The organism is Methylobacterium sp. E-005, assembly GCF_022829725.1.
GTDB lineage: Bacteria > Pseudomonadota > Alphaproteobacteria > Rhizobiales > Beijerinckiaceae > Methylobacterium.
The window spans coordinates 122677-140991 of the sequence record NZ_JAKSYG010000153.1; the positions used below are offsets into that span (position 1 = coordinate 122677).

Genomic DNA, 18315 nt, shown 5'->3' on the forward strand with positions numbered 1-18315 from the left:
CTAAGCTGCGACATGGCTGTCGCTCCGCATATAAACCCAACGCTGCTCGATTGGAGCCAGGTACGCACGGGGATCCAAGCCTTCCAGCGCTCGCTAAACCTCAATGGCGAGGCAAGTGCCTTTCAGTACTTTGCCCTCTCAAAAATTCTGAAGATCGACGATGACGAGATCAGGACAAATATAACGGATGGCGGCGACGATCGAGGCATTGATGCCGTGTACATCGATGGCCGCCCGGAGCGGCGGGTGATCCACCTCTTCCAGTTCAAACACGTGGCTATCTTTGAAAAGGTGGGTAGCTCGTTTCCGTCGAACGAGATCGATAAGATTCAAAGTTTCCTTGAGTGCTGCCTCCGCAAGGACGTGTCGCTCGAGAAGACGTGCAATCCTCTCCTCTGGAACAAAGTTCAAGACATCTGGGAGGCGCTCGAGGAGGCGGTTTATTCGCTTCACATTCATCTGTGCAACAATGCGACGGGACTAATTCAGTCTCATGCAACACGCTGTGAGGAGGCTCTCCGCCCCTACCAGCACGCAGTACTTACTCAGCACGATCTAATATGGTTTTCGCGGCACCTCTCAAAAGGCGCGACCGTCGATCGGGAGTATAATCTGGGGTTGGTTGAGGATCAGTATTTCGGCCGCACAGACGGATTTGCGAAGGGTTTGATCGGAACTGTGCGGGGTGACGAAATCGTTCGACTGATCACCGATCCCGATTTTCCGCAGGAGGTGGATGACACTCTCTTTGATGACAACATCCGTCTCTATCTCGGTGAGGAGAACGAAATAAATCGAAAGATTTTGACAACCGCACTCAGCGACAAGAACACACAGTTCTGGTATCTCAACAATGGCATCACGATTGTGTGTGACCGCATGGATTACCAGCCGAGGTCGGCTAGTCCGAAAGTTAGGATGGTCAATCCCCAGATCGTCAACGGGGGACAAACATCGCATGCGCTCTTCGAGGCGGCGCGATTAGATCTATCTAGGATCTATGACGTCAAGCTCCTTTTGCGGGTAATTGAGACGGCGGATCGCGCCTTCACCAATAGAGTCGCGGAGGCCACTAATAGCCAGACACCTATTAGGAGCCGAGATATTCGCTCCAACGATTCGATACAAATACGGATTGAGAATGCTCTTTTAGGGCACGGCTACTTTTATGAGCGGAAGAACGATCAGCACATTGAGCAGCCAGCGGAAGCCCGGATCGATGCTGTCAAGCTGGGGCAAATCATTCTAGCCTATGTGCTCCGCGAACCCGACCGTGCCAAAACTTCGTCTAACCGTATCTTCGGCGAATATTATGGTTGGATATTCGACGAGGCCATACTCTCCGCCGAGAACATTGTTGCCATGTGGCGCATCTACAAAATGGTAGATGGAGACCGCAGGCGTGCTCTGTCTGCCCTGAATTCAAGACTAAAGCGAACTTACGACGAGTCATGGCTAATCGAGGGCGTATTCCACATCCTGTACATGCTGAGCCTCACCTGCGAGCAGGAGGGGACACGCCTTTACGACTATGCCGAAGTTGAGAAGCACTATGCCTCCGTGAAGGCGCGAATCGACGAGTTCATGACACAGAATAAGGGGCAGGCGGCCTACCGGGTTTTCCGCAGCGCGATGACCAAGCAGCTCTTGGCTCGTTTTTCGAGGGGGCAGCAGCTCACTCTCGCTCTTGAACCCTCGGAGCAGCCGAGCTGAAGCTCAACCGCGGATGGTCTTGCGAACGGATCAAGGCTGTAATCTTCAGACCTTCCGACAAGTGGCGAATTCGTGCTTAGAGTGACCTGTCACTGCCAATTGGCTAATGGCGCAACTCGTCGTGACCGCCTTAACTACGAATGTCGAAGGGTACACGCGGAAGCGGACCTCCTCAGTGCCCGCTTTGGGTCATACCACGACGTCGTAAGCGGCGAGCTCGGGCAGCATCGCCTCGACGACGAAATCGACGAACGCCGCCGGCACGTCCAGGTAGAATTCCCGATCAGAATAGGCACCAACATGAGCTGGCAGCCCCCTGGCGACGAACCAAGTGGCCAGTCGGTCGAGGTCGGCTTTCGGGGTGTCGCTGAGGAACGAGATCTGTGAGCGCTCGCGGTCAGCGTCGCGGTGCCCGGTGTCACTGCAACTGAGCTGCAGGTCGACGTTGGTCCCGGGCTGCCGCAACCACACGGCCCGTTCGGTGCGTCGCAGCTCCACAAACCCCAGCGGCCCGACGAACATGCCTACGACGGTCTGGAAATGACCAGGGTTCACCCGGTTGGCGACATGGTTGAACCGCAAGAGCCCGTCCCTCGCCTCGCCAGAAGCTACGACAGTCCCGCCCCTACATGGCACGTGCAACGTGCTCGTCTCGTGCGAGCTCCTGAGGGGCGAACTGGTAAGCGCGATCTTCGCTCGACCGGGTCGATTATGGCGACTTCAGCCGGGGAACGTCGAGGTTACCCGTTCGCCGCCGCGAATGAAGGTCACGGTCCAGCGCGGACTCACCCGGTTCGCCACCCTGCCGAGGTCCTGGATGCTTCTGACCGGCGCCCCATCGACTTCGACGACGACGTCACCGCGCTGGAAGATGCCGCACATCGCAAAGCCGTCTGCCTGGCACGAAGCCTTGACCGCCCCGTAAGTGCCGACGTCGATGCCGAACTGCCTCGCGGTCGCTGGTGAAACGTCAACAAACGTCGCGCCGCGGAACGGGGAGCGAACGTTCATGACCAGCGCCGGACCGGGAGGAGTACCCTGCCCCTCGGGCGCCGCAGCACCGGGTCGGCTCGCATCCGGTTGTGCCGCCGGGGCGGGGTCGGCGACAGCCAACATGCGTCCCTTGCCCTCCATCAGGCGATTGGCTTCAGCAAACAGGGTCTGATCGAACCCGATCAACGTCGCCGCGAAAGGCAACGCAGCGCCCACCGCCAAGCCCGAGCCGACGCATCGAGCATCCCTCGGTGCGGGGGGCTTCGTTGACCCGCTGACCGTCGGATCGGCCGTGTAGGGCGAACCTTGCAGCGCGAGGGCGGCCATGTTGCCGAGAATGTCGTCGCCGTCCCTGCTCTCGCGCAGGGGCCGTTGCCAGCGATAAGGCTCGGTCTCCGCGTAGTGGTCGCGCAGCCGGTCCAACGCTTGGCCGACGATCGGTTCGTAGGCGCAGCGCTCGACGCTCTTCTCATAAGCTTGAACGGCGATCGCGGTCTGGGTCAGCCCATCGCCAAATTGGGCCGAGGCGTACGAGGGCGTCAAAGCGAGCGTTGCCGCGCCAGCCGCCGCCAATCGATTGAATCGCCTCATGGGATGCTCTCCTCATCCTGCATAGGATCGGAAGCGCGGCTGTGCCACCGATCAGCGGCGGACCTGCGCGAGCGTCTCGGACTTCATCACCTCGAACTCGGCCTCACTCAGGTGCCCCTCCCGGCGCAGGCGCCCCAACCGCTCAAGCTCGGCGATCACGTCCGAACGGACGGGCGCAGCAGGCAGCGGCGTGGCGACGGCGGACACAGGGTCGACCCGCATGCCGGCGGTCGCTGAACCGGTTGACAGCGTCAGCGGGGCTAGGGGATCGGCCCCGTAGCGGTTCGCCCCTGCCGTACCGCGCATACAGGCGAAAACGACGATGACGAGGTTCAGGGGTGGGATGTAGTTCAGCAGCACGAGCCAGCCGCTGTGATCCGTATCGTGCAATCGCCGAACGGTGACGCTGAAGGCCGGCACGAGATGAGCTAGAACCAGTAGAGCCGAGAAGATACCACCCGGCTTCTTCTGCAGCTCGGCGTCCACGTTTTGCATCACGGCACCATCGACGATCAACGCGATGATGACGAGCCCGATAAGTACGGCGGTGAACTGCCAGAACTCGGCGCGCGACGCTCGCCCCCGGAACACCGCGTACTGACGCATCGCTCGCAGGTATCCACCCATAATATCCTCTCGATGATCCGGGCAGCGAGTAGCTGCCTGCCCTCCGGCCAATTTCATGAACTTTTATTGCCTGGTTTAACGCCGAGCAAGCAGCGCGCTTTCGCCCGTGATGCGAGCTCGTGCCCTTGTCGGTTGGAATCTGCGCCGCCTGCGGGTGGCCAAGGCGTTGTCTCAAGAGGCGCTGGGCCTCGTGGCTGGGCTCGAGCCGTCCTACATTGGCAGGATCGAACGAGGCCGAGAGAACACCACGATCGAAACGCTGGAGGGTTTGGCCGCGGCACTTGAGGCGGAACTCTCCGCATTCTTTGTGATCCCTGAGCCCGGGGCTGCAAAACCTGGTTCGCTGCGACCGGGCCGCAAACCGAAAGGGTAAGCCGGCTTCAGCCCTCGTCTCGGTCGCCGTCGTGGGCGCAACCTGACCAGTCGCCCTCGTCGTCGGCTGGCCAGTCCTCGTCCCACTCGGTGTCGGCGTCGAGTTCGGCCTCGCCGCGCGGTTGAGGACGTATGACCTCGTCGCTTTGGGGCAGGCCGGTATGCGGCACCCGCGGCGCCTAATGGGAGACGCCACGTCAGTACTCGTCGGCGCGCATGATCGTGAGCACGCGGGTGGTCACCGCGGGGTCGGCGGGATCCGGCGAGCCGCCGAGCAGCGCCCGATCGTAGGCGTCGATTTCCCAGAAGAAGGTCTCGCCCCCGACCTCCACCGCGCCGAAGTCGTGCTCGCCGTAGGGATCGTTGTCGGCGTCGAAGGCATCAAAGCGGCGCACGGCCAGCAGAAGGGCGATGCGATCACACTCACGCAGTTCGACCACGCCTGGTGTCTCGACAACCTGCCCGCCGACGAAGCTGCGCCGGAAAGCGTCGTTCAGGGCACGCACTTGCGCAGCAGGACTGGCTATGGCGATCAACGGCTCTTGCGAGTTGCCAATCGCGGCGGGAAGGTCCGCTGATGTCGAAAAATCACCGCTGCTCATGGTGAACCTCGCAAAAAAGAAGGGGCCCCGTGTGGGGCCCCTTGCTGTTGGTTTTTGTATGGGAGTGGCTCGGTTGCCTGGCCCGCGATGCCGAGGCGTGGCGCGTTCGATGGTGCGGTGATCGTGGCATGGCTGGCCTCATCGCTTGGGGGCAATGACGGCCATGCTATAGGATTTAATTCATAACGTCAATGATGTCGAGCTGCTCACGCGAGCGGGCACATACGCGGCCGGTTTTGGCCGATTTTGTTGAAAAACTCGGAAGCGGGACGAAGCAGCGCCGGAAGGGTGTTGGCCGGAGAAAATCCTACTATAGGCGCAGCCAGAATGCGCTATGCGTGTAGGATTGCCAGGGCGTGAGAGATCAATCTTCTCTCGGGCATCATCTTGGACGAGGCCTGAGGCGCTGTTATCGAGTTTTTCAACAAAATCGGCCGAAAGCCGCTGGTCTGCTTTCGGTTGCGCGATGCAGGAAACCGGACACCACAGCATACTCGCTCCTAGCGTCGGAAAGCCACGTTTTGCCGATGTTTGAATAGCCGACGCGGTTTTCCGACAGGCTTGCAGTCATTTTGACGGCCCAGAATGCGTGCCCAGCGATCGTCGGGAAAACGATCGATTTCCGGACATATGGCACGATAGGACGAGTGTCCGAGAAGGTCCCATCCTCCGCAGACTTCCGCATCGGGTTGGATGCGGTTGTAGGTGCAGGTTGCCGGTCAGCGGTATAGCCCCTCGGCCTGGAGACGGCTGAACAACACGCGGGCTTGATCCTGAGCCGCAACGTCGTCCTCTCGCTTCTGAAAGCCATACTCACACATCGGCAGCAGCTTCTGCATCGCCCGGTCCATCGCCGAGCCCTCCCACAGGATCAAAATTTCGCGGTCGGTGAGGTCCTTGAGGAAGCACCAGAGCATCAGCATGAGGCCGAGCGCCGGGCGTTCGTGCCAGTCGGTGGTCGTCTGCCGTTTGATCCGCTCAAGGCGACGTATGAGCGCTTGGCTCTTGGCCGGCGTCAGGTCCGCGAACGGCTCCAAGCAGGCGGTCCGTAGATTGCTACGCAGCTCGGCGATGTCCGCCTCGGCTTTCGCGGTCAGATCCGGGTCGGCCGGAACGAACACGTCCGGTGCGCCCGTGAGCGCGTAGAGGAGGTAGGCGGGAACTGCGAGTTCGATCCGCTGACGGTCGGTTAGGACAGACATCAGGGCATTTACCGACCCTATCAGCGCCAGAAAAGTCCAGACGGGCTGGTGCAACCCAAGCACGGCTCTGATCGGCCGCAAGGATCTCTGCGGAACACCTTAGGCAACCGACATCACCCATGCGGACATGTCGGCAAAACGGTCGACTTCCGGACATACCGTACGACAAGATAAATGACCGCTCAGGGTGGATTTCTGCCGATCCGCTTTGGAGCGGGGAGCCAAAGAAGCAGCCGCTACTGTCGCGCCCGCTCCTGATCGACCCCCGCTGCGGAATGCTGCTTCCTACGCGTCGAGCAAGTATGGAACGAACACATCCTCAATCTTGAATCGCCGTTCGGTCAACCCTTGCTCGTGGTGGTAACGAAGCACCGTGTCGATAGCTGCCCGGTTCCTAGCCATGCCGTAGGGCCACCAATCATCCCCGAGAAGCTCGCGGTCGCGGGCGAGCAGATCTGTCAACCACGGCACCATCGTCACCATGTTGTTGAATGTCATCGCATGCGTCAGCCTCGCGACCTCAGCCGATTTAGCTTCGCAGAAGCCTTTGTAGACCGCTCGAACGACATCTGGCTCGCGCTCGGCCAGTTCGCGCGTCACCACGACGGTGTGCATGATTGGGAAGATACCCGTCCGGCGATAGTAGTCCCGCTCGACCGCTTCGTGATCCGGGAACAGGCGGCGGACCTTCGACGAGCCTGCGAGCACGCAGTGGGGCACGTCCGCTGAGATCAAAGCATCTATCTCGCCTGCCTCCAGCAGCATACCGAGGTCGGTGCCTTTTGGAGCCATCGTGACCTCGACACCGGCCGGGTGGGGGTGAGGCACGAAGTCGATGGGGTCCATCGGAAAGTCGATGCCACCCACGATCCAGCGGTTGCGCTCAGGTTTGAAGCCGAACTCATCCGAGAGGATGCCTTTCGGCATCACCCCGGCATCGTGTCCGTAGAGCGCCAACTCACCGATCGTGCGGTCAACGAGATCCTGAGGATGCCTGATGCCGCTCGCCTCGCTGACGTAGATCGCGGAGTGACGGAACGCGCGGTTTGGGAAGACTGGGATCGCGAGGAAAGGCGATGGGCCATCTGCAAAGGTGCGCAGGAAGTAGGTCAGACCAAGCTCGGATACGTCGTAGGCGCGATGACGGATCATCGCCTCGAAGATCTGGGGGACGATGCGGGCCGTGTGGAAGCGGACCCTAACGCCGTCGATCTTGATGCGACCGTCACTGAGCGCACGGGTGCGGTCGTAGTTCCAAAACGCGATGTCCAGGGTTCGATCGGTCATCGAAAGCTCCTTCAACGGGAACCCGACCATATAGTAAACGCGTTTATTATGTGAACCCCCGGCGTCGAAGGGCTGCTCAGCGTGCTTGGAGGCGCTACGAGGAGCTATGGCCACCGACCCTCAGACACTCGCCGATCTGTTCGCGAACGAGACCCTTGGCGCACCCGAGAACGCAGTGGGGTTTGTGCTGTGGCGTGTTGTTCATCGCTACGTGCGCGAGATCGACCGCGCGCTCGCGGCGGCCGACCTGACACATCTTCAGTTCACGGTCCTGGCGATGACGGCGTGGATGGCACGTTCCGGCGAGCCCGTTACGCAGGTCACCCTGGCACGGTTTGGAGACATTCACCCGATGCAGGTGTCGCAGGTGCTGAAGGCGTTGGAGGTCAAAGGTTTGGTCGCACGGCCACGTAGCATCGCCGATACCCGAGCCAAGTGCATTGAGGTGACTGAAACAGGCGTCGGCGCTCTCCGGCAAGCCATGCCATTGGCAATCAGCGTTCAAGAGCGTTTGTTCGGCAAGGCGGGGGCGCCCGGTGGCAGACTAATGATTGCCCTGGCGCAGGCCGACGCGCGTCCTTCGGATGAATGATGTGACCTTGACCAGTTCCAACGGACGGCTCTTTAGCTGAGCCGACTAAACACACTGCCGAGGTATGACTGCTTCTGAGAAGTTTTTGCGGCCCTCTGGATGACCGACTTGGGTCGAGGCTGTGTCAAAACGCATTGATCGTGGTTGTCAGCGCCGGTTGGCAGGATGATGACGGCGGCGCGGTGGGCCGCTTCAGGCTCGAATGGCCTGGACGAGCCAAGTTGCGCCGAACAGTCGGATCATCCGCTTCATGTTGTAGGCGAGGATCGCAAGGCTCATCTCGGTTCGCACGCCGTTCAGGCCCTTCGTCTGGAACGGCGTACTGCCCATCCAGGCTTTCAGCGTTCCGAAGACATGCTCGACCGTGGCGCGCCGGACCGCCATGGCGTCCGGCATGGCGTCAAGCCGCCTCTGCATGGCCTCCAGAACCGCCTCGTGCTTCCAGCGCTTGAAGCGCTTGAACTTCTCGGTCGTACAGCGCACCCGCATCGCGCAGGCATGACAGGCGTCCAGGTTGCGGTAGTGGTCGATGTCGCCGTGTCGATCGGAGCGCGCGTTGAACTTCGTCAGCACAGCGCCGGCGGGACAGACGTAGTGATCGGCCGCGGCGTCGTAGACGAAGTCGGCGCGCACGAAGAGCCCCTTCTTGGCTCGACCCGACGTGTCGGCTCGCGGGACGGCTGGCAGGACGCCCGTGCCTTCGCAGGCCAGAGCCTCGTCGCCGCTGTAGTAGCCGCGATCGGCCAGGACCGTGATCGCCTCCGCGCCGATGGCCTGCTTGGCCCGATCGCCCATCGGCACGAGCTGGGTGCGATCGTGGCCCTCGTTGACGACCTCATGGGCCACGACGAGATGATGCTCGGGATCGACCGCGATCTGAACGTTGAAGCCGACGATGCCGGTGCCGCGCCCGCTCGTCGCCATCGAGCGCGCGTCCGGGTCGGTCAGCGAGACCTGTCCGTCGTCCGCGGCCTCTACCTGCTCCTGCATCTCGCGCAGGAAGGCCATCTGGCGGCGTAGGGCGGTGATCTTCGCGCCGATGCGCTGCGTGCGTGCGTGCCTCGGGGACGTCGTTGCCCTCCCTGTCCGCCCGGTCGAGCGCCGCGAGGTAGCGGGCGATGCTGGCCTCCACTTGTTCCAGGCGCTTGGCGACCTAGGCCACGGTGTAGTTGCGGTCCCGGTTATTGACCGCCTTGAACTTCGATCCGTCCAAGGCGACGGTCGCCCCGGCGAAGAGCTGCAGATCCCGGCACAGCACCACGAACTGCCGACAGGCCGCCTGGATCGCAGGCCCGTTGTCGCGCCTGAAGTTGGCGATCGTCTTGTGATCGGGAGCCAAGCGACCAGTCAGCCACATCACCTCGATGTTGCGCTGTGCCTCACGCTCAAGTCGCCGGCTCGACGGTACCCGGTTGAGATAGCCGTAGAGGTAAAGCTTCAGAAGCGTGGCCGGATCATAGGCCGGCCGTCCCGTTGCCGCGGGCTTGAAGCGGGTGAAGCCGAGGACGCCCAGATCGAGTTCGTCGATGAAGACCTCGATCACCCGAACCGGATTATCGGCGGTAACGTAGTCGTCCGCCGAACTGGGCAGCTACCAGGACTGCCGACGGTCCTGCCCTTCGACGAACCGACCCATGCTGGCCTCCGCAGGTGAGGCCGCCAGTCTATCTCAGACGGGACTTTTGACACAGCCTCGACCCAACTCGGACGCGTGGGTCATGCGCGGCCTTTCCCAAAAGCGGACGTGCTGCCCATGGCGGGAAATGCCTTGACTACTTCGTCGATGAGGGCACGCAGCTTTAGCGGCTGAGGTCGACGGGCTGAGAACAATAGAAACATCGCCCGGCCAGGGGCTCGATAGCCTGTGAGCAAGGGCACAAGAGAACCCTGCTCGATCGCGTCCCGCAGGACGGCTTCCGGCTGCAGGGCGATGCCGTGGCCCGCCGCCGCCGCCGCGGACAGGACCCGCCCATCATTCACTTGGAAGCGGCTTCGGATCCTGACCGTGTGGTCGGCGCCGTTCTTCGTGAAGCGCCAGACCGCGTAGGGCAGACCGGAGGCATTGACGAACCCAAGGCACGCGTGCCCAGCGAGATCCTCCGGTGTCTCGGGTGTTCCATGCGCGGCTAGATAGGCGGGCGACGCGCAGACGACCTGCTCGTGGGATACGAGCTCGCGCGCGACCAGGGATGTCTCGGCGATCGGGCCCAGCCGGACCACCGCGTCGTAGCCTTCGTCCACCGGGTCGACGTAGCGATCCGTCAGGACCAGCTCGATCTCGATCCCGGCGTGGCGCGCCACAAAGTCGGTCAGCACGGGGGCGAGCCGGGTCGCGCCGAAGCCGACGGGTGCGCTGATGCGCAGGCGGCCACGCGGTGTGGCGCTGATGTCCTCGATCACCGCCTCCGCCGCCTCGACCTCGGACAGCACGCGGCGACAGCGCTCGTAGAAGAGCCGCCCGGCATCGGTGAGGCTCTGCCGCCGTGTCGATCGTCGCATCAGGGGCGTGCCAAGCCGGTCCTCCAGCGACCTGATGTGCTTACCGGCCATCTGGGAAGACATACCGAGGGCCGTCGCGGCGGCCGTCAACGATCCTAAGTCGGTCGCCTTCACGAACACGGTCATGCTGGTCAGGCGATCGGTCATCCGAAACCTTCCGTTTCGACTGCTGGAAACAGAAAGGGCTTAATGATGGTGCTGGCCGCCCTTACGTCCAGCGCAGAGGCATAGCGAAGGCGCATGAGCGGAAGGACGAAGGAATGGCCACCGAACTCAATATTGGCATCATCGGCGTCAACACCTCGGGTGGCTGGGCGGCCGAGGCCCATGTCCCCGCGGTGCAGGCCGTGGACGGACTTCACCTGACGGCGGTCGCCGCAGGTTCGCAGGCCGCCGCCGACGAAGCCGCGCAGGCCTTCGGCGTGGCAAAGGCCTATGGAGACGGCCTCGCCTTGATCGCCGATCCCGACATCGACGTGGTGACGGTGGCGACCCGTGTGCCCGGCCATCGGGATCTGCTGCTCGCCGCCCTTGCTGCCGGCAAACACGTCTACAGCGAATGGCCGCTCGGGGCAGGCTCGCACCAAGCCCGCGAGATCGCCGACGCGGCCCGGTCGGCCAGGGTCAAGCACGCCATCGGCCTGCAATTGCGCGAGAGCCCTGCCGTGAGGATGGCGCGGGACATCCTTCGTTCGGGCGCTTTAGGCCGGGCCTTGAGCGTCAGCGTTTCCTCCACCACGGCCGGCTTCGGGCCGGCCGTTCCGCCCCAGTTCGCCTATCTGGAGGATCCGGCCACGTTTGCGAACATGGTGACGATACAGGGCGCGCACACCGTCGACCTGCTGATCGCCCTGACCGGCTCCCTGGACCTTGTGACGGCACTCTGCTCCCGCCAGTTCCCGCTGATCGAGATCGGGGAGCCGCGCCAGCGGCGCGAGCGCATCACCTTCGACCACCTTCTCATGCAGGGCCGTCACGCCACGGGCGCACCCTTCACGGTGGAGGTTGCGGGTGGCCGGACCGGAGACACGCCCTTCCATCTCGATCTCGTCGGCGAGACGGGGCGCCTGCGGCTGGATGGCGGCGCGCCGCGCGGTCTCCAGTCGGGTCGGATCGGGTTGATCCGGGACGGCGAACGGCAAGCCATCGACGAGGGACTGTTTGCGGCGCTGTCGGACGCGGCGATCAACGTAGCCGGCGTCTACGCGGCGTTGCGCGATGATATCAGGCACGACACGTCCACCGTTACGGACTTCGAGCATGCCGTCAGACTTACACGGCTGATCGAGGACGTCCTCACGGCGCCACAGGCCAGTCGGCTTCAAGCCGACGAGGCTTGGCCTGGTCGATAAAGTCACGGACATCGTGGACCTGCTGCGGCCGAAAGTGGGACGCGGGCGAGGTATCGATGCTCGATGAACTTGCCACCCTCATGTGGATGACCGGACGGCGGCCAACGCGCAGGAGTTTGCGGGAGACAATCGATGGATCTGCAACTCGCTGGCAAGACCTGTCTGGTCACCGGCGCGAGCAGCGGCATTGGATATGCGACGGCGCTGACCCTCGCCGTCGAGGGCGCGCGCGTCGTCGCCGCAGCGCGCTCGCTCGAAGCCTTGAGTCCGCTGAGTACGGTCGTCACAGCGGCAACTGGGCGGGCCCCCATTCTCATCGCAGCGGATCTAAGCCGCGACGATGGCCCCGGATCCCTGGTCGCCCAAGTGCTCGAAGCGACCGGCGGTGTCGACGTGCTGGTCAACAACGCAGGCGGATCGCGACCGTCCGAGGGCGAGATCGACGAGGCGATGTGGGCGGAGGCCTACGCGCTGAACTTCCTAGCAGCCCTGCGGCTGACCGAACGGCTTGCGTTGGGCATGCGCGCGCGCCGCTGGGGACGGATCGTCAACCTCACCGGGGCGATCGTCGCCAAAGCCCCGAACGCCGCCACGCCGGCCAAGGCGGCGCTGGAGAGTTGGTCGAAGGCCATCGCCGCCAGGTACGCACCGGATGGCGTCACCGTGAACTGCGTCGCACCGGGGCGGATCGACAGCGCGCAGATCCGCGACCGCCTGCACCCGACAGAGGCTTCACGCCAGGCCTTCATCGCCCAGAACATCCCAGCCGGCCGCTTTGGGACGCCGGAAGAAGCGGCGGCGTTGATCGCGTTCCTGGCGTCGGGGCCTGCGAGCTACGTGAATGGCGCCACCATCCCAGTCGACGGTGGCGCTCTGCGCCTCGCCTTCTGAAACGACCTTCCGCCGAGGGTTAGGCGACGGCGCAAGGGCGTACGTGACAGGAGATTGCCATGACCATTGACCGAGCCACCGTCGCGGCCGCGACGGTCCTGCACAATCCGGGCAAGCGATCTGCCCAACTCGTCTGGCCTGAGGCGGCTCCTGATGCACGGGCCACGATCACGCGCGTCACCATGGATCCGGGGTCGGTCTCGTCCCGTCATCGTCATCCACGCTCAGAGCAGATCTGGATCGTCGAGGCTGGCGAAGCCCTGTTGCTCAGCGAGACCGATGAGGTGCAGCCGATGCGGGCGGGCGACATCATCCGCACCCCGCCGGGCGACGTGCACGGTATCGAGAACACCGGCTCCGTCCCTTTCGTCTATCTCACGGTCACGACCCCGCCTGAGGACATGCGGTCGTTCTACGTGGATCGAAATGACCGCTGAGGTGCGTACGCCCGAACCTGTTCCGTCGGCGAAGAAGGCGCGGACGACCGCTCGGACCACGAGTGCGAGGCACCACCGCAGGAGCGGACCTTTCGTCCTGGTCGCCCTGTCGCTGGCCGTCGGGACTATGGGAGCGACGCTATCGAGTCCGCTCTACCCCCTGTACGAGCTCGCCTGGGACATGCCGCACGCGACCACGACGGCGGTCCACGTGGTCTACATGGCCGGTGTCCTCGTCGCGTTCCTGTTCCTCGGCGGTCTCACCGATCGGTTCGGGCCGGTCGCCGTCGTGCGCTCGGGCCTGCTCGCGGCGTGCCTGGGTCTCGTCGCCTGCGCCTTCGCTCGGAATGCCATTGACCTTGGTGCCGGCCGCGCGTTGATCGGCCTCGCCGCGGGTACGATTAGTACGGCGGCGACAATCGGGCTGCTACGCCTCGACCCCGCCGGAGGCCGCGTCGGGTCCGTAGTGGCCTCGGTGGTCACGATGGTCGGGTTCGGGTCGGGGCCACTGCTCGGCGGGCTGTTGGCGCAGTTCGCCCCCGCACCTCTGGTCACACCCTACGTCGTGGTCGCGGTAGCATGCGCCGGCCTCGCGGCCGCACTGCTCTCGGCGGTCAAGCCAGCATCGGACGAGGATGCGGGTTACCTCTCGTTTCGGCCGAACCTCCGTGCACCGTCGATCGAGGTCAGGGCCACCTTCGTCGCTGCAACCCTCTCGACGTTCGTGGCCTACGCGCTCTTCACCCTTCTGGCAGCGCTGGCGCCCGCGTTCCTGGCAGGCCTGCTGCCCTGGCACGGGCCGGCGGTGAGCGGCACGGCCGTCGCCGCCGTCCTGGCGTGCTCGGCCCTCGTCCAGTTGCCGGCACGGCGGCTTGCCCCTAGGCGGACCATCCCTCTGGCGACGATCCTCCTCGCTGCCGGCGCGCTTTTGCTGGCGGCGGCCATGCAACTTTGCAGTGGAGCGCTGTTTGCCCTTGCGGACCTGACGATCGGAATGGGCCATGGGCTGTCGTTCATGTCCGGCTTGGTCCTGATCCGGACGACGTCATCGGACGAAAGCCATACGGGCATCCTCTCGCTCTACCTCGCCCTCTGTTACCTCGGCGCCATCGTGCCCGTTCTCCTGATCGGCCGCCTTGCCGACAAGGTCGGATTGCCTCTCACGGTCACCGCCTTCTGCCTTGGGTTCGCCAGTCTGCTCCCAGTCTCACTGGTATTGATTTTGGGATCCGGCGCTCGCCTCTTCATTGCTTCAGCGCTTGGAGACCGGGACAGAAGCGGTTGAGCTGTGCGCTGCGGCTGTGGATGCAACTCCACCGTTTGCTTCAGTTGACCAGTCACCGGAAGCGGAGGCACTGCTCTCCCCCCGAGCAGTCATTCGGCTATCGACCCAACTTGGCCGCTTGGATCGACATGGGCGCTTTCGATAAGCGGTCATGCCTCGGTCGTTTGATAACTGCGGCTCGGAGAGGAGAGCGGCTCTAGCTTAACCTGGAAAACGCTCGAACGCTGGTAGTTCGTCCGCCGATTCCATCCACTTCACGCGTTCCGCCGTCTGCACCTGCATTTGTGGGGGGATCGCGTTGGGATCATCAAGTGCCGCGATCCTCACTTGCATCATCCCCATCTGAGCAAGGAGTGCGTTCGAAAAGAACAAGCCTGTTCCACACGACCCACAGAATGATCGCCGCCCGCCTTCGGACGAGTTGTAGACCGTTGGCTTACCCGTGATCGATACAGTAGCCTCGGGCACCATAGCCCATGCCACCATAGGGGCGCCTGATTGCTTCCGGCAATCGTCGCAGTAGCACACAGAACTTGCCGCAACCTGATCCGGCATCTCGAGCTGGATCGAGTTACAGTGGCAGCGTCCAAGGAGCATGGGTTCGACCTCTCAGTCAGGAGGCTGACCCGTAGCAACGTCGGGTCGCAATGTCTCTTGTAGGTCGTCACCGGGCGGGGGGAGCGGTGTCCGCTTCCATGCATTGCCGCCCCGAAGCAGACCGTCTGAAAACCACCCACCCCAGTCATCCCGACGAGCCTACCAACGAGACCGCAGCTGGTCGAAAGCGGCTGGCCCGCTTCGGAGAAGCTCGGCCGGAAAAGCGGACGAGCTTCTACCGACCCGACCTATCCATGAAAGGCGTTGCAAGATCCGTCGCAAGGCGGACATGGCCTACCACGGCGACTGTATCGTCGTTGGGGTCCGCGCGCCTTGGCCGTCAGCCGGTGCGACCAACCAAGGCGCGGAACAAGGTTCCGGCCTCAGTGGGCCGCCGGCACCTTACCGGTGCGAAGCAGTTCCGCCCGCGCCGCGCTCGATTGCGCCAGCATCCACCCGGGGTATTCCGGGGCCGGGCCGCTGGCTTCGCCTAGCACGTCCATCTCCGCGGCGGTCAGGGTGATTTCGAGGCTCGCCAGGTTGGCGTCCAGCTGATTCACGCCCTTGACGCCGACGATGATGCTGGCGACGCCCCGCTGCCTGAGCCAGGCGATTGCCACGGCCTCGTGCGTCGTGCCGTGCGCCTCGGCGACCCCATCCATCGCCGCGAGCACCGCGGATCCCCGCACTTCGTCCACGGGCGGGAACGGCACGGTCGCGCGGCGGCCGGCGTTGGCGCCGTCCCGGTACTTGCCGGTCAGGTATCCGCCGGCGAGCGGGCTGAACGCGATGAGGCCGAGCCCATGCGCCTCCAGCATCGGCACCACGTCCCGCTCGATGTCCCGCCCGGCGAGCGAGTAGTAGCCCTGGTAGGACTGGAACCGGCTGGTCCCGATGCGGTCGGCGATGCCGAGCGCCGTCGCCACCTGCCATGCTGCCCAGTTCGAGACGCCGAGATACCGCACCACCCCCTGTCGGACGAGGTCGTCGAGGGCGCGCAGCGTCTCCTCGACCGGGGTCGCGGGGTCGAAGCCATGCATCTGGTAGAGGTCGATGTGGTCGGTGCCGAGCCGCTTGAGGCTTGCATGGGCCGCTTCCACGATGTGGGCGCGCGAGCCCCCGCCGTCGTTGGGGCCGGGCCCCATGGCGTGCTCGAACTTGGTCGCGATCACCACGTCCTTGCGGGCGATGCCGAGGGTCTTAAGCGACCGGCCCACGATCTCCTCCGCCTGGCCGCTCGCATACACGTTGGCGGTGTCGACGAAGTTGATGCCCGCATCGACCGCGCGCCGCAGGATCTCGTCGACCGTCTCCTGCCCGACACCGCTCGCGGCGGCGTAGCGGCCGCCCGCCTGGCCGAAGGTCATCGTGCCGAGGCAGAGCTCGGAGACGAACAAGCCGGTGCGGCCGAGAGCCTTGTAACGCATGGGGGGTGCCTTTCGATGGGAGGCCATCCACTACCAACACAAAACGAGACTTGCAAGTTCCGGAACTGAATGGTATCGAATTAATATGACTTCCGATCCGACACGGGACCCGATCGATGGCGAGGCCGACACAGGGACCGGCGGCGGGCGACCGAGCGCAGCCGTGGGCCGCAAGCGCGACGCCTCCCGGGACGCCACGATCCTCGACGCGGCGATCTCGATCCTCGCGGAGGTCGGCTACGACGGGATGACCATGGACATGGTCGCGGTCCGGGCGAAGGCGGGGAAGGCCACCGTCTACCGCCGCTGGGCGACCAAGGCCGACATGGTGCTGGAGGCGGTCGCCCGCATGAAGCGCGAGCAGGTCGACCTCGACAACCTTCCCGACACGGGCAGCCTGCGCGACGACCTACTCGCCCTGTTCCGGCCGCAGCCGATGGAGGAGACCGAGCGCAAGTTGCGGGCGATGGCCGGCATGGCCGCCCTGCTGTCGCAACACCCGGCGCTCGCCGGCACGGCGCACGACGCCCTCGTCGCGCCATGGGTGGAGGCGAACCGGGTACTGATGCGACGCGCTAGGGACCGCGGCGAGATCCCAGGTGACGCGGACATCGAGACCGTCGCGCAGATCACGCCGTCGATGGGCGCTTACCGCACCCTGATCCGGCGCCAGCCGTTCGACCGGGCCTTCCTGGTCACGATGGTCGACGGGCTGGTGCTGCCCGCCCTTGGGCTTCCCCGCAAGTCGCCCGATTCCCCCCCAACCACCGGAGCCTCGACGTGACGTCCCTGACCCCGATGAACCTGCTCGGCATCCTCGTGGCCGGCTTCTCCGTGATGATGCTGGGGTGGCTCTGGTTCGACCTTCTCTTCGGACGGACCTACGCGGTCGTCCTGGGACGGGACCAACTCCCTCCGTCCAAGCCAGCCCCGCTGTATTTCGTCGGGCCGTCGATCTGCATGCTCGTCACCACGGTGGCGCTCGCCGTCCTGATGCGGTGGCTCGCCGTGCCGACCCTTCCGCAGGCGGCCGGCCTGGGTGCCCTGGTCGGCGTCGGGCTGCTCGGGTCGACGGCCGTGAACATGGGGATCAACCCCAACATCCCGCGTCCGCTCCCCTATGGATTCCTGAGCGCGAGCTACTTCCTCGCGTCGAGCGTCCTGATCTGCGTCATCCTGTTCACGGTCGGTTGACCGAGACATGGACGACGGGATGGACGCAAACGGTCCCGCGGCACTTTCGCCGACGAAGGGCGGCCTGCCCATCGTCGGGTTCGCCGATGCGCCGGCCTTCGCCGCCTGGCTCGCCGGGCGGGACGAAACGGCGACGGGCGCCTGGCTGAGGTTCGCGAAGAAGGGGTCGGGAGCGACGACCCTCTCCCACCGGGGGGCCATCGATTGCGCGCTGTGCGAGGGCTGGATCGACGGACAGGCGGCGCCCGAGGACGAGCGCTTCTTCCTCGTGCGCTTCACGCCCAGACGGCCGCGCAGCAACTGGTCCCAGGTCAACCGGGCCCGGGTGGACGAACTGACCGCCGAGGGCCGGATGAGGCCGCGCGGGTCGAGGGAAGCGGATGCCGCCCGGGCCGACGGCCGGTGGGACCGAGCCTACCCGTCCTCCCGCACCGCAACCGCCCCGGACGACCTTCGCGTCGCGCTCGAAGGGTGCCCCGCTGCCGCCGCGCGGTTCGCGGGCCTGAACCGTTCGGAGCGGTACGCCTTGCTCTTCGCCCTCGCCAACGCCCGCAAGGACGAGACCCGCCGCCGAAGGATCGCGTCATTCCTCGTCGCGGCGCAGCCATCGGACTGATGTTCCACCACCTCCCATGCCTGCCCTTGGCCTTCGTC

General features: G+C 64.3%; 19 protein-coding genes and 1 pseudogene. 10 read left to right on the forward strand and 10 right to left on the reverse strand.

Translation table 11 applies throughout. From position 1 onward, the window contains the following. Nucleotides 1-12 precede the first annotated feature (12 nt). A complete protein-coding gene (locus MKK88_RS16780) occupies nucleotides 13-1713 on the forward strand; it encodes an AIPR family protein (protein WP_244001605.1) in 1701 nt (566 codons plus the stop codon). Nucleotides 1714-1902: 189 nt separating this feature from the next. Here the strand turns inward: MKK88_RS16780 and MKK88_RS16785 are convergent, their stop codons facing one another. The 3 genes from MKK88_RS16785 to MKK88_RS16795 all read right to left on the reverse strand — a co-directional run bounded on the left by MKK88_RS16785 (nucleotide 1903) and on the right by MKK88_RS16795 (nucleotide 3903). Further along, nucleotides 1903-2295, reverse strand: a complete 393-nt coding sequence (locus MKK88_RS16785; RefSeq protein ID WP_244001606.1) for a hypothetical protein — start codon at nucleotides 2293-2295, stop codon at nucleotides 1903-1905. Nucleotides 2296-2433: 138 nt separating this feature from the next. Beyond that, entirely contained in the window at nucleotides 2434-3297 is an 864-nt protein-coding gene (locus tag MKK88_RS16790) for a PDZ domain-containing protein (protein ID WP_244001607.1), read from the reverse strand. Between the two features lie 51 nt (nucleotides 3298-3348). Continuing rightward, on the reverse strand, nucleotides 3349-3903 hold the full coding sequence (locus MKK88_RS16795; RefSeq protein WP_244001608.1) for a DUF805 domain-containing protein: 555 nt from the start codon (nucleotides 3901-3903) through the stop codon (nucleotides 3349-3351). A gap of 130 nt (nucleotides 3904-4033) precedes the next feature. On the opposite strand from MKK88_RS16795, the gene MKK88_RS16800 reads away from it, so the two are divergent. After that, nucleotides 4034-4297, forward strand: a complete 264-nt coding sequence (locus MKK88_RS16800; RefSeq protein ID WP_244001667.1) for a helix-turn-helix domain-containing protein — start codon at nucleotides 4034-4036, stop codon at nucleotides 4295-4297. A gap of 196 nt (nucleotides 4298-4493) precedes the next feature. Here the strand turns inward: MKK88_RS16800 and MKK88_RS16805 are convergent, their stop codons facing one another. The 3 genes from MKK88_RS16805 to MKK88_RS16815 all read right to left on the reverse strand — a co-directional run bounded on the left by MKK88_RS16805 (nucleotide 4494) and on the right by MKK88_RS16815 (nucleotide 7387). Continuing rightward, a complete protein-coding gene (locus tag MKK88_RS16805) occupies nucleotides 4494-4898 on the reverse strand; it encodes a DUF3768 domain-containing protein (protein ID WP_244001609.1) in 405 nt (134 codons plus the stop codon). Between the two features lie 719 nt (nucleotides 4899-5617). Then, a complete protein-coding gene (locus tag MKK88_RS16810) occupies nucleotides 5618-6154 on the reverse strand; it encodes a hypothetical protein (RefSeq protein WP_244001610.1) in 537 nt (178 codons plus the stop codon). A gap of 231 nt (nucleotides 6155-6385) precedes the next feature. After that, nucleotides 6386-7387: a phosphate/phosphite/phosphonate ABC transporter substrate-binding protein gene (locus MKK88_RS16815; RefSeq protein ID WP_244001611.1), complete on the reverse strand. Its 1002-nt coding sequence runs from the start codon at nucleotides 7385-7387 to the stop codon at nucleotides 6386-6388. Nucleotides 7388-7493: 106 nt separating this feature from the next. On the opposite strand from MKK88_RS16815, the gene MKK88_RS16820 reads away from it, so the two are divergent. Continuing rightward, a complete protein-coding gene (locus tag MKK88_RS16820) occupies nucleotides 7494-7979 on the forward strand; it encodes a MarR family winged helix-turn-helix transcriptional regulator (RefSeq protein ID WP_244001613.1) in 486 nt (161 codons plus the stop codon). Nucleotides 7980-8171: 192 nt separating this feature from the next. Here MKK88_RS16820 and MKK88_RS16825 read toward each other — a convergent pair. Together MKK88_RS16825 and MKK88_RS16830 are read right to left on the reverse strand one after the other, a co-directional pair. Next, nucleotides 8172-9570 (reverse strand): annotated as a pseudogene (locus MKK88_RS16825) (IS1182 family transposase). A gap of 125 nt (nucleotides 9571-9695) precedes the next feature. Further along, entirely contained in the window at nucleotides 9696-10625 is a 930-nt protein-coding gene (locus MKK88_RS16830; RefSeq protein WP_244001615.1) for a LysR family transcriptional regulator, read from the reverse strand. Nucleotides 10626-10738: 113 nt separating this feature from the next. On the opposite strand from MKK88_RS16830, the gene MKK88_RS16835 reads away from it, so the two are divergent. From MKK88_RS16835 to MKK88_RS16850, 4 genes are all read left to right on the forward strand, one after another. Then, nucleotides 10739-11830, forward strand: coding sequence for a Gfo/Idh/MocA family protein (locus MKK88_RS16835; RefSeq protein ID WP_244001617.1), 1092 nt, complete (start codon nucleotides 10739-10741; stop codon nucleotides 11828-11830). Nucleotides 11831-11962: 132 nt separating this feature from the next. Continuing rightward, nucleotides 11963-12721, forward strand: a complete 759-nt coding sequence (locus MKK88_RS16840; RefSeq protein WP_244001619.1) for an SDR family NAD(P)-dependent oxidoreductase — start codon at nucleotides 11963-11965, stop codon at nucleotides 12719-12721. 59 nt (nucleotides 12722-12780) lie between these two features. After that, on the forward strand, nucleotides 12781-13158 hold the full coding sequence (locus tag MKK88_RS16845) for a cupin domain-containing protein (protein ID WP_244001621.1): 378 nt from the start codon (nucleotides 12781-12783) through the stop codon (nucleotides 13156-13158). Next, on the forward strand, nucleotides 13148-14443 hold the full coding sequence (locus MKK88_RS16850; RefSeq protein ID WP_279602344.1) for an MFS transporter: 1296 nt from the start codon (nucleotides 13148-13150) through the stop codon (nucleotides 14441-14443). Before MKK88_RS16845 ends, MKK88_RS16850 begins: the two co-directional genes overlap by 11 nt. Nucleotides 14444-14644: 201 nt before the next feature. Here MKK88_RS16850 and MKK88_RS16855 read toward each other — a convergent pair whose 3' ends face one another. Further along, a complete protein-coding gene (locus MKK88_RS16855; RefSeq protein ID WP_313902324.1) occupies nucleotides 14645-15040 on the reverse strand; it encodes a GFA family protein in 396 nt (131 codons plus the stop codon). A 383-nt stretch (nucleotides 15041-15423) separates the two neighbouring features. Next, nucleotides 15424-16467, reverse strand: a complete 1044-nt coding sequence (locus MKK88_RS16860; RefSeq protein WP_244001624.1) for an aldo/keto reductase — start codon at nucleotides 16465-16467, stop codon at nucleotides 15424-15426. 163 nt (nucleotides 16468-16630) lie between these two features. Here MKK88_RS16860 and MKK88_RS16865 point away from each other — a divergent pair, with 163 nt between their 5' ends. Genes MKK88_RS16865 through MKK88_RS16875 form a run of 3 tightly spaced genes read left to right on the forward strand, consistent with a single transcriptional unit; the run spans nucleotide 16631 to nucleotide 18277 of the window. Then, nucleotides 16631-17251 carry a TetR/AcrR family transcriptional regulator gene (locus tag MKK88_RS16865; RefSeq protein ID WP_244001625.1) on the forward strand — a complete coding sequence of 207 codons (621 nt, stop codon included), beginning with the start codon at nucleotides 16631-16633 and terminating at the stop codon, nucleotides 17249-17251. After that, nucleotides 17248-17661, forward strand: a complete 414-nt coding sequence (locus tag MKK88_RS16870) for a DUF1761 domain-containing protein (RefSeq protein ID WP_244001627.1) — start codon at nucleotides 17248-17250, stop codon at nucleotides 17659-17661. Before MKK88_RS16865 ends, MKK88_RS16870 begins: the two co-directional genes overlap by 4 nt. A gap of 19 nt (nucleotides 17662-17680) precedes the next feature. Beyond that, the gene (locus MKK88_RS16875) at nucleotides 17681-18277 is read left to right on the forward strand and encodes a YdeI/OmpD-associated family protein (RefSeq protein ID WP_244001629.1); all 597 of its coding nucleotides are present in this window, start codon (nucleotides 17681-17683) and stop codon (nucleotides 18275-18277) included. Nucleotides 18278-18315: the final 38 nt, after the last annotated feature.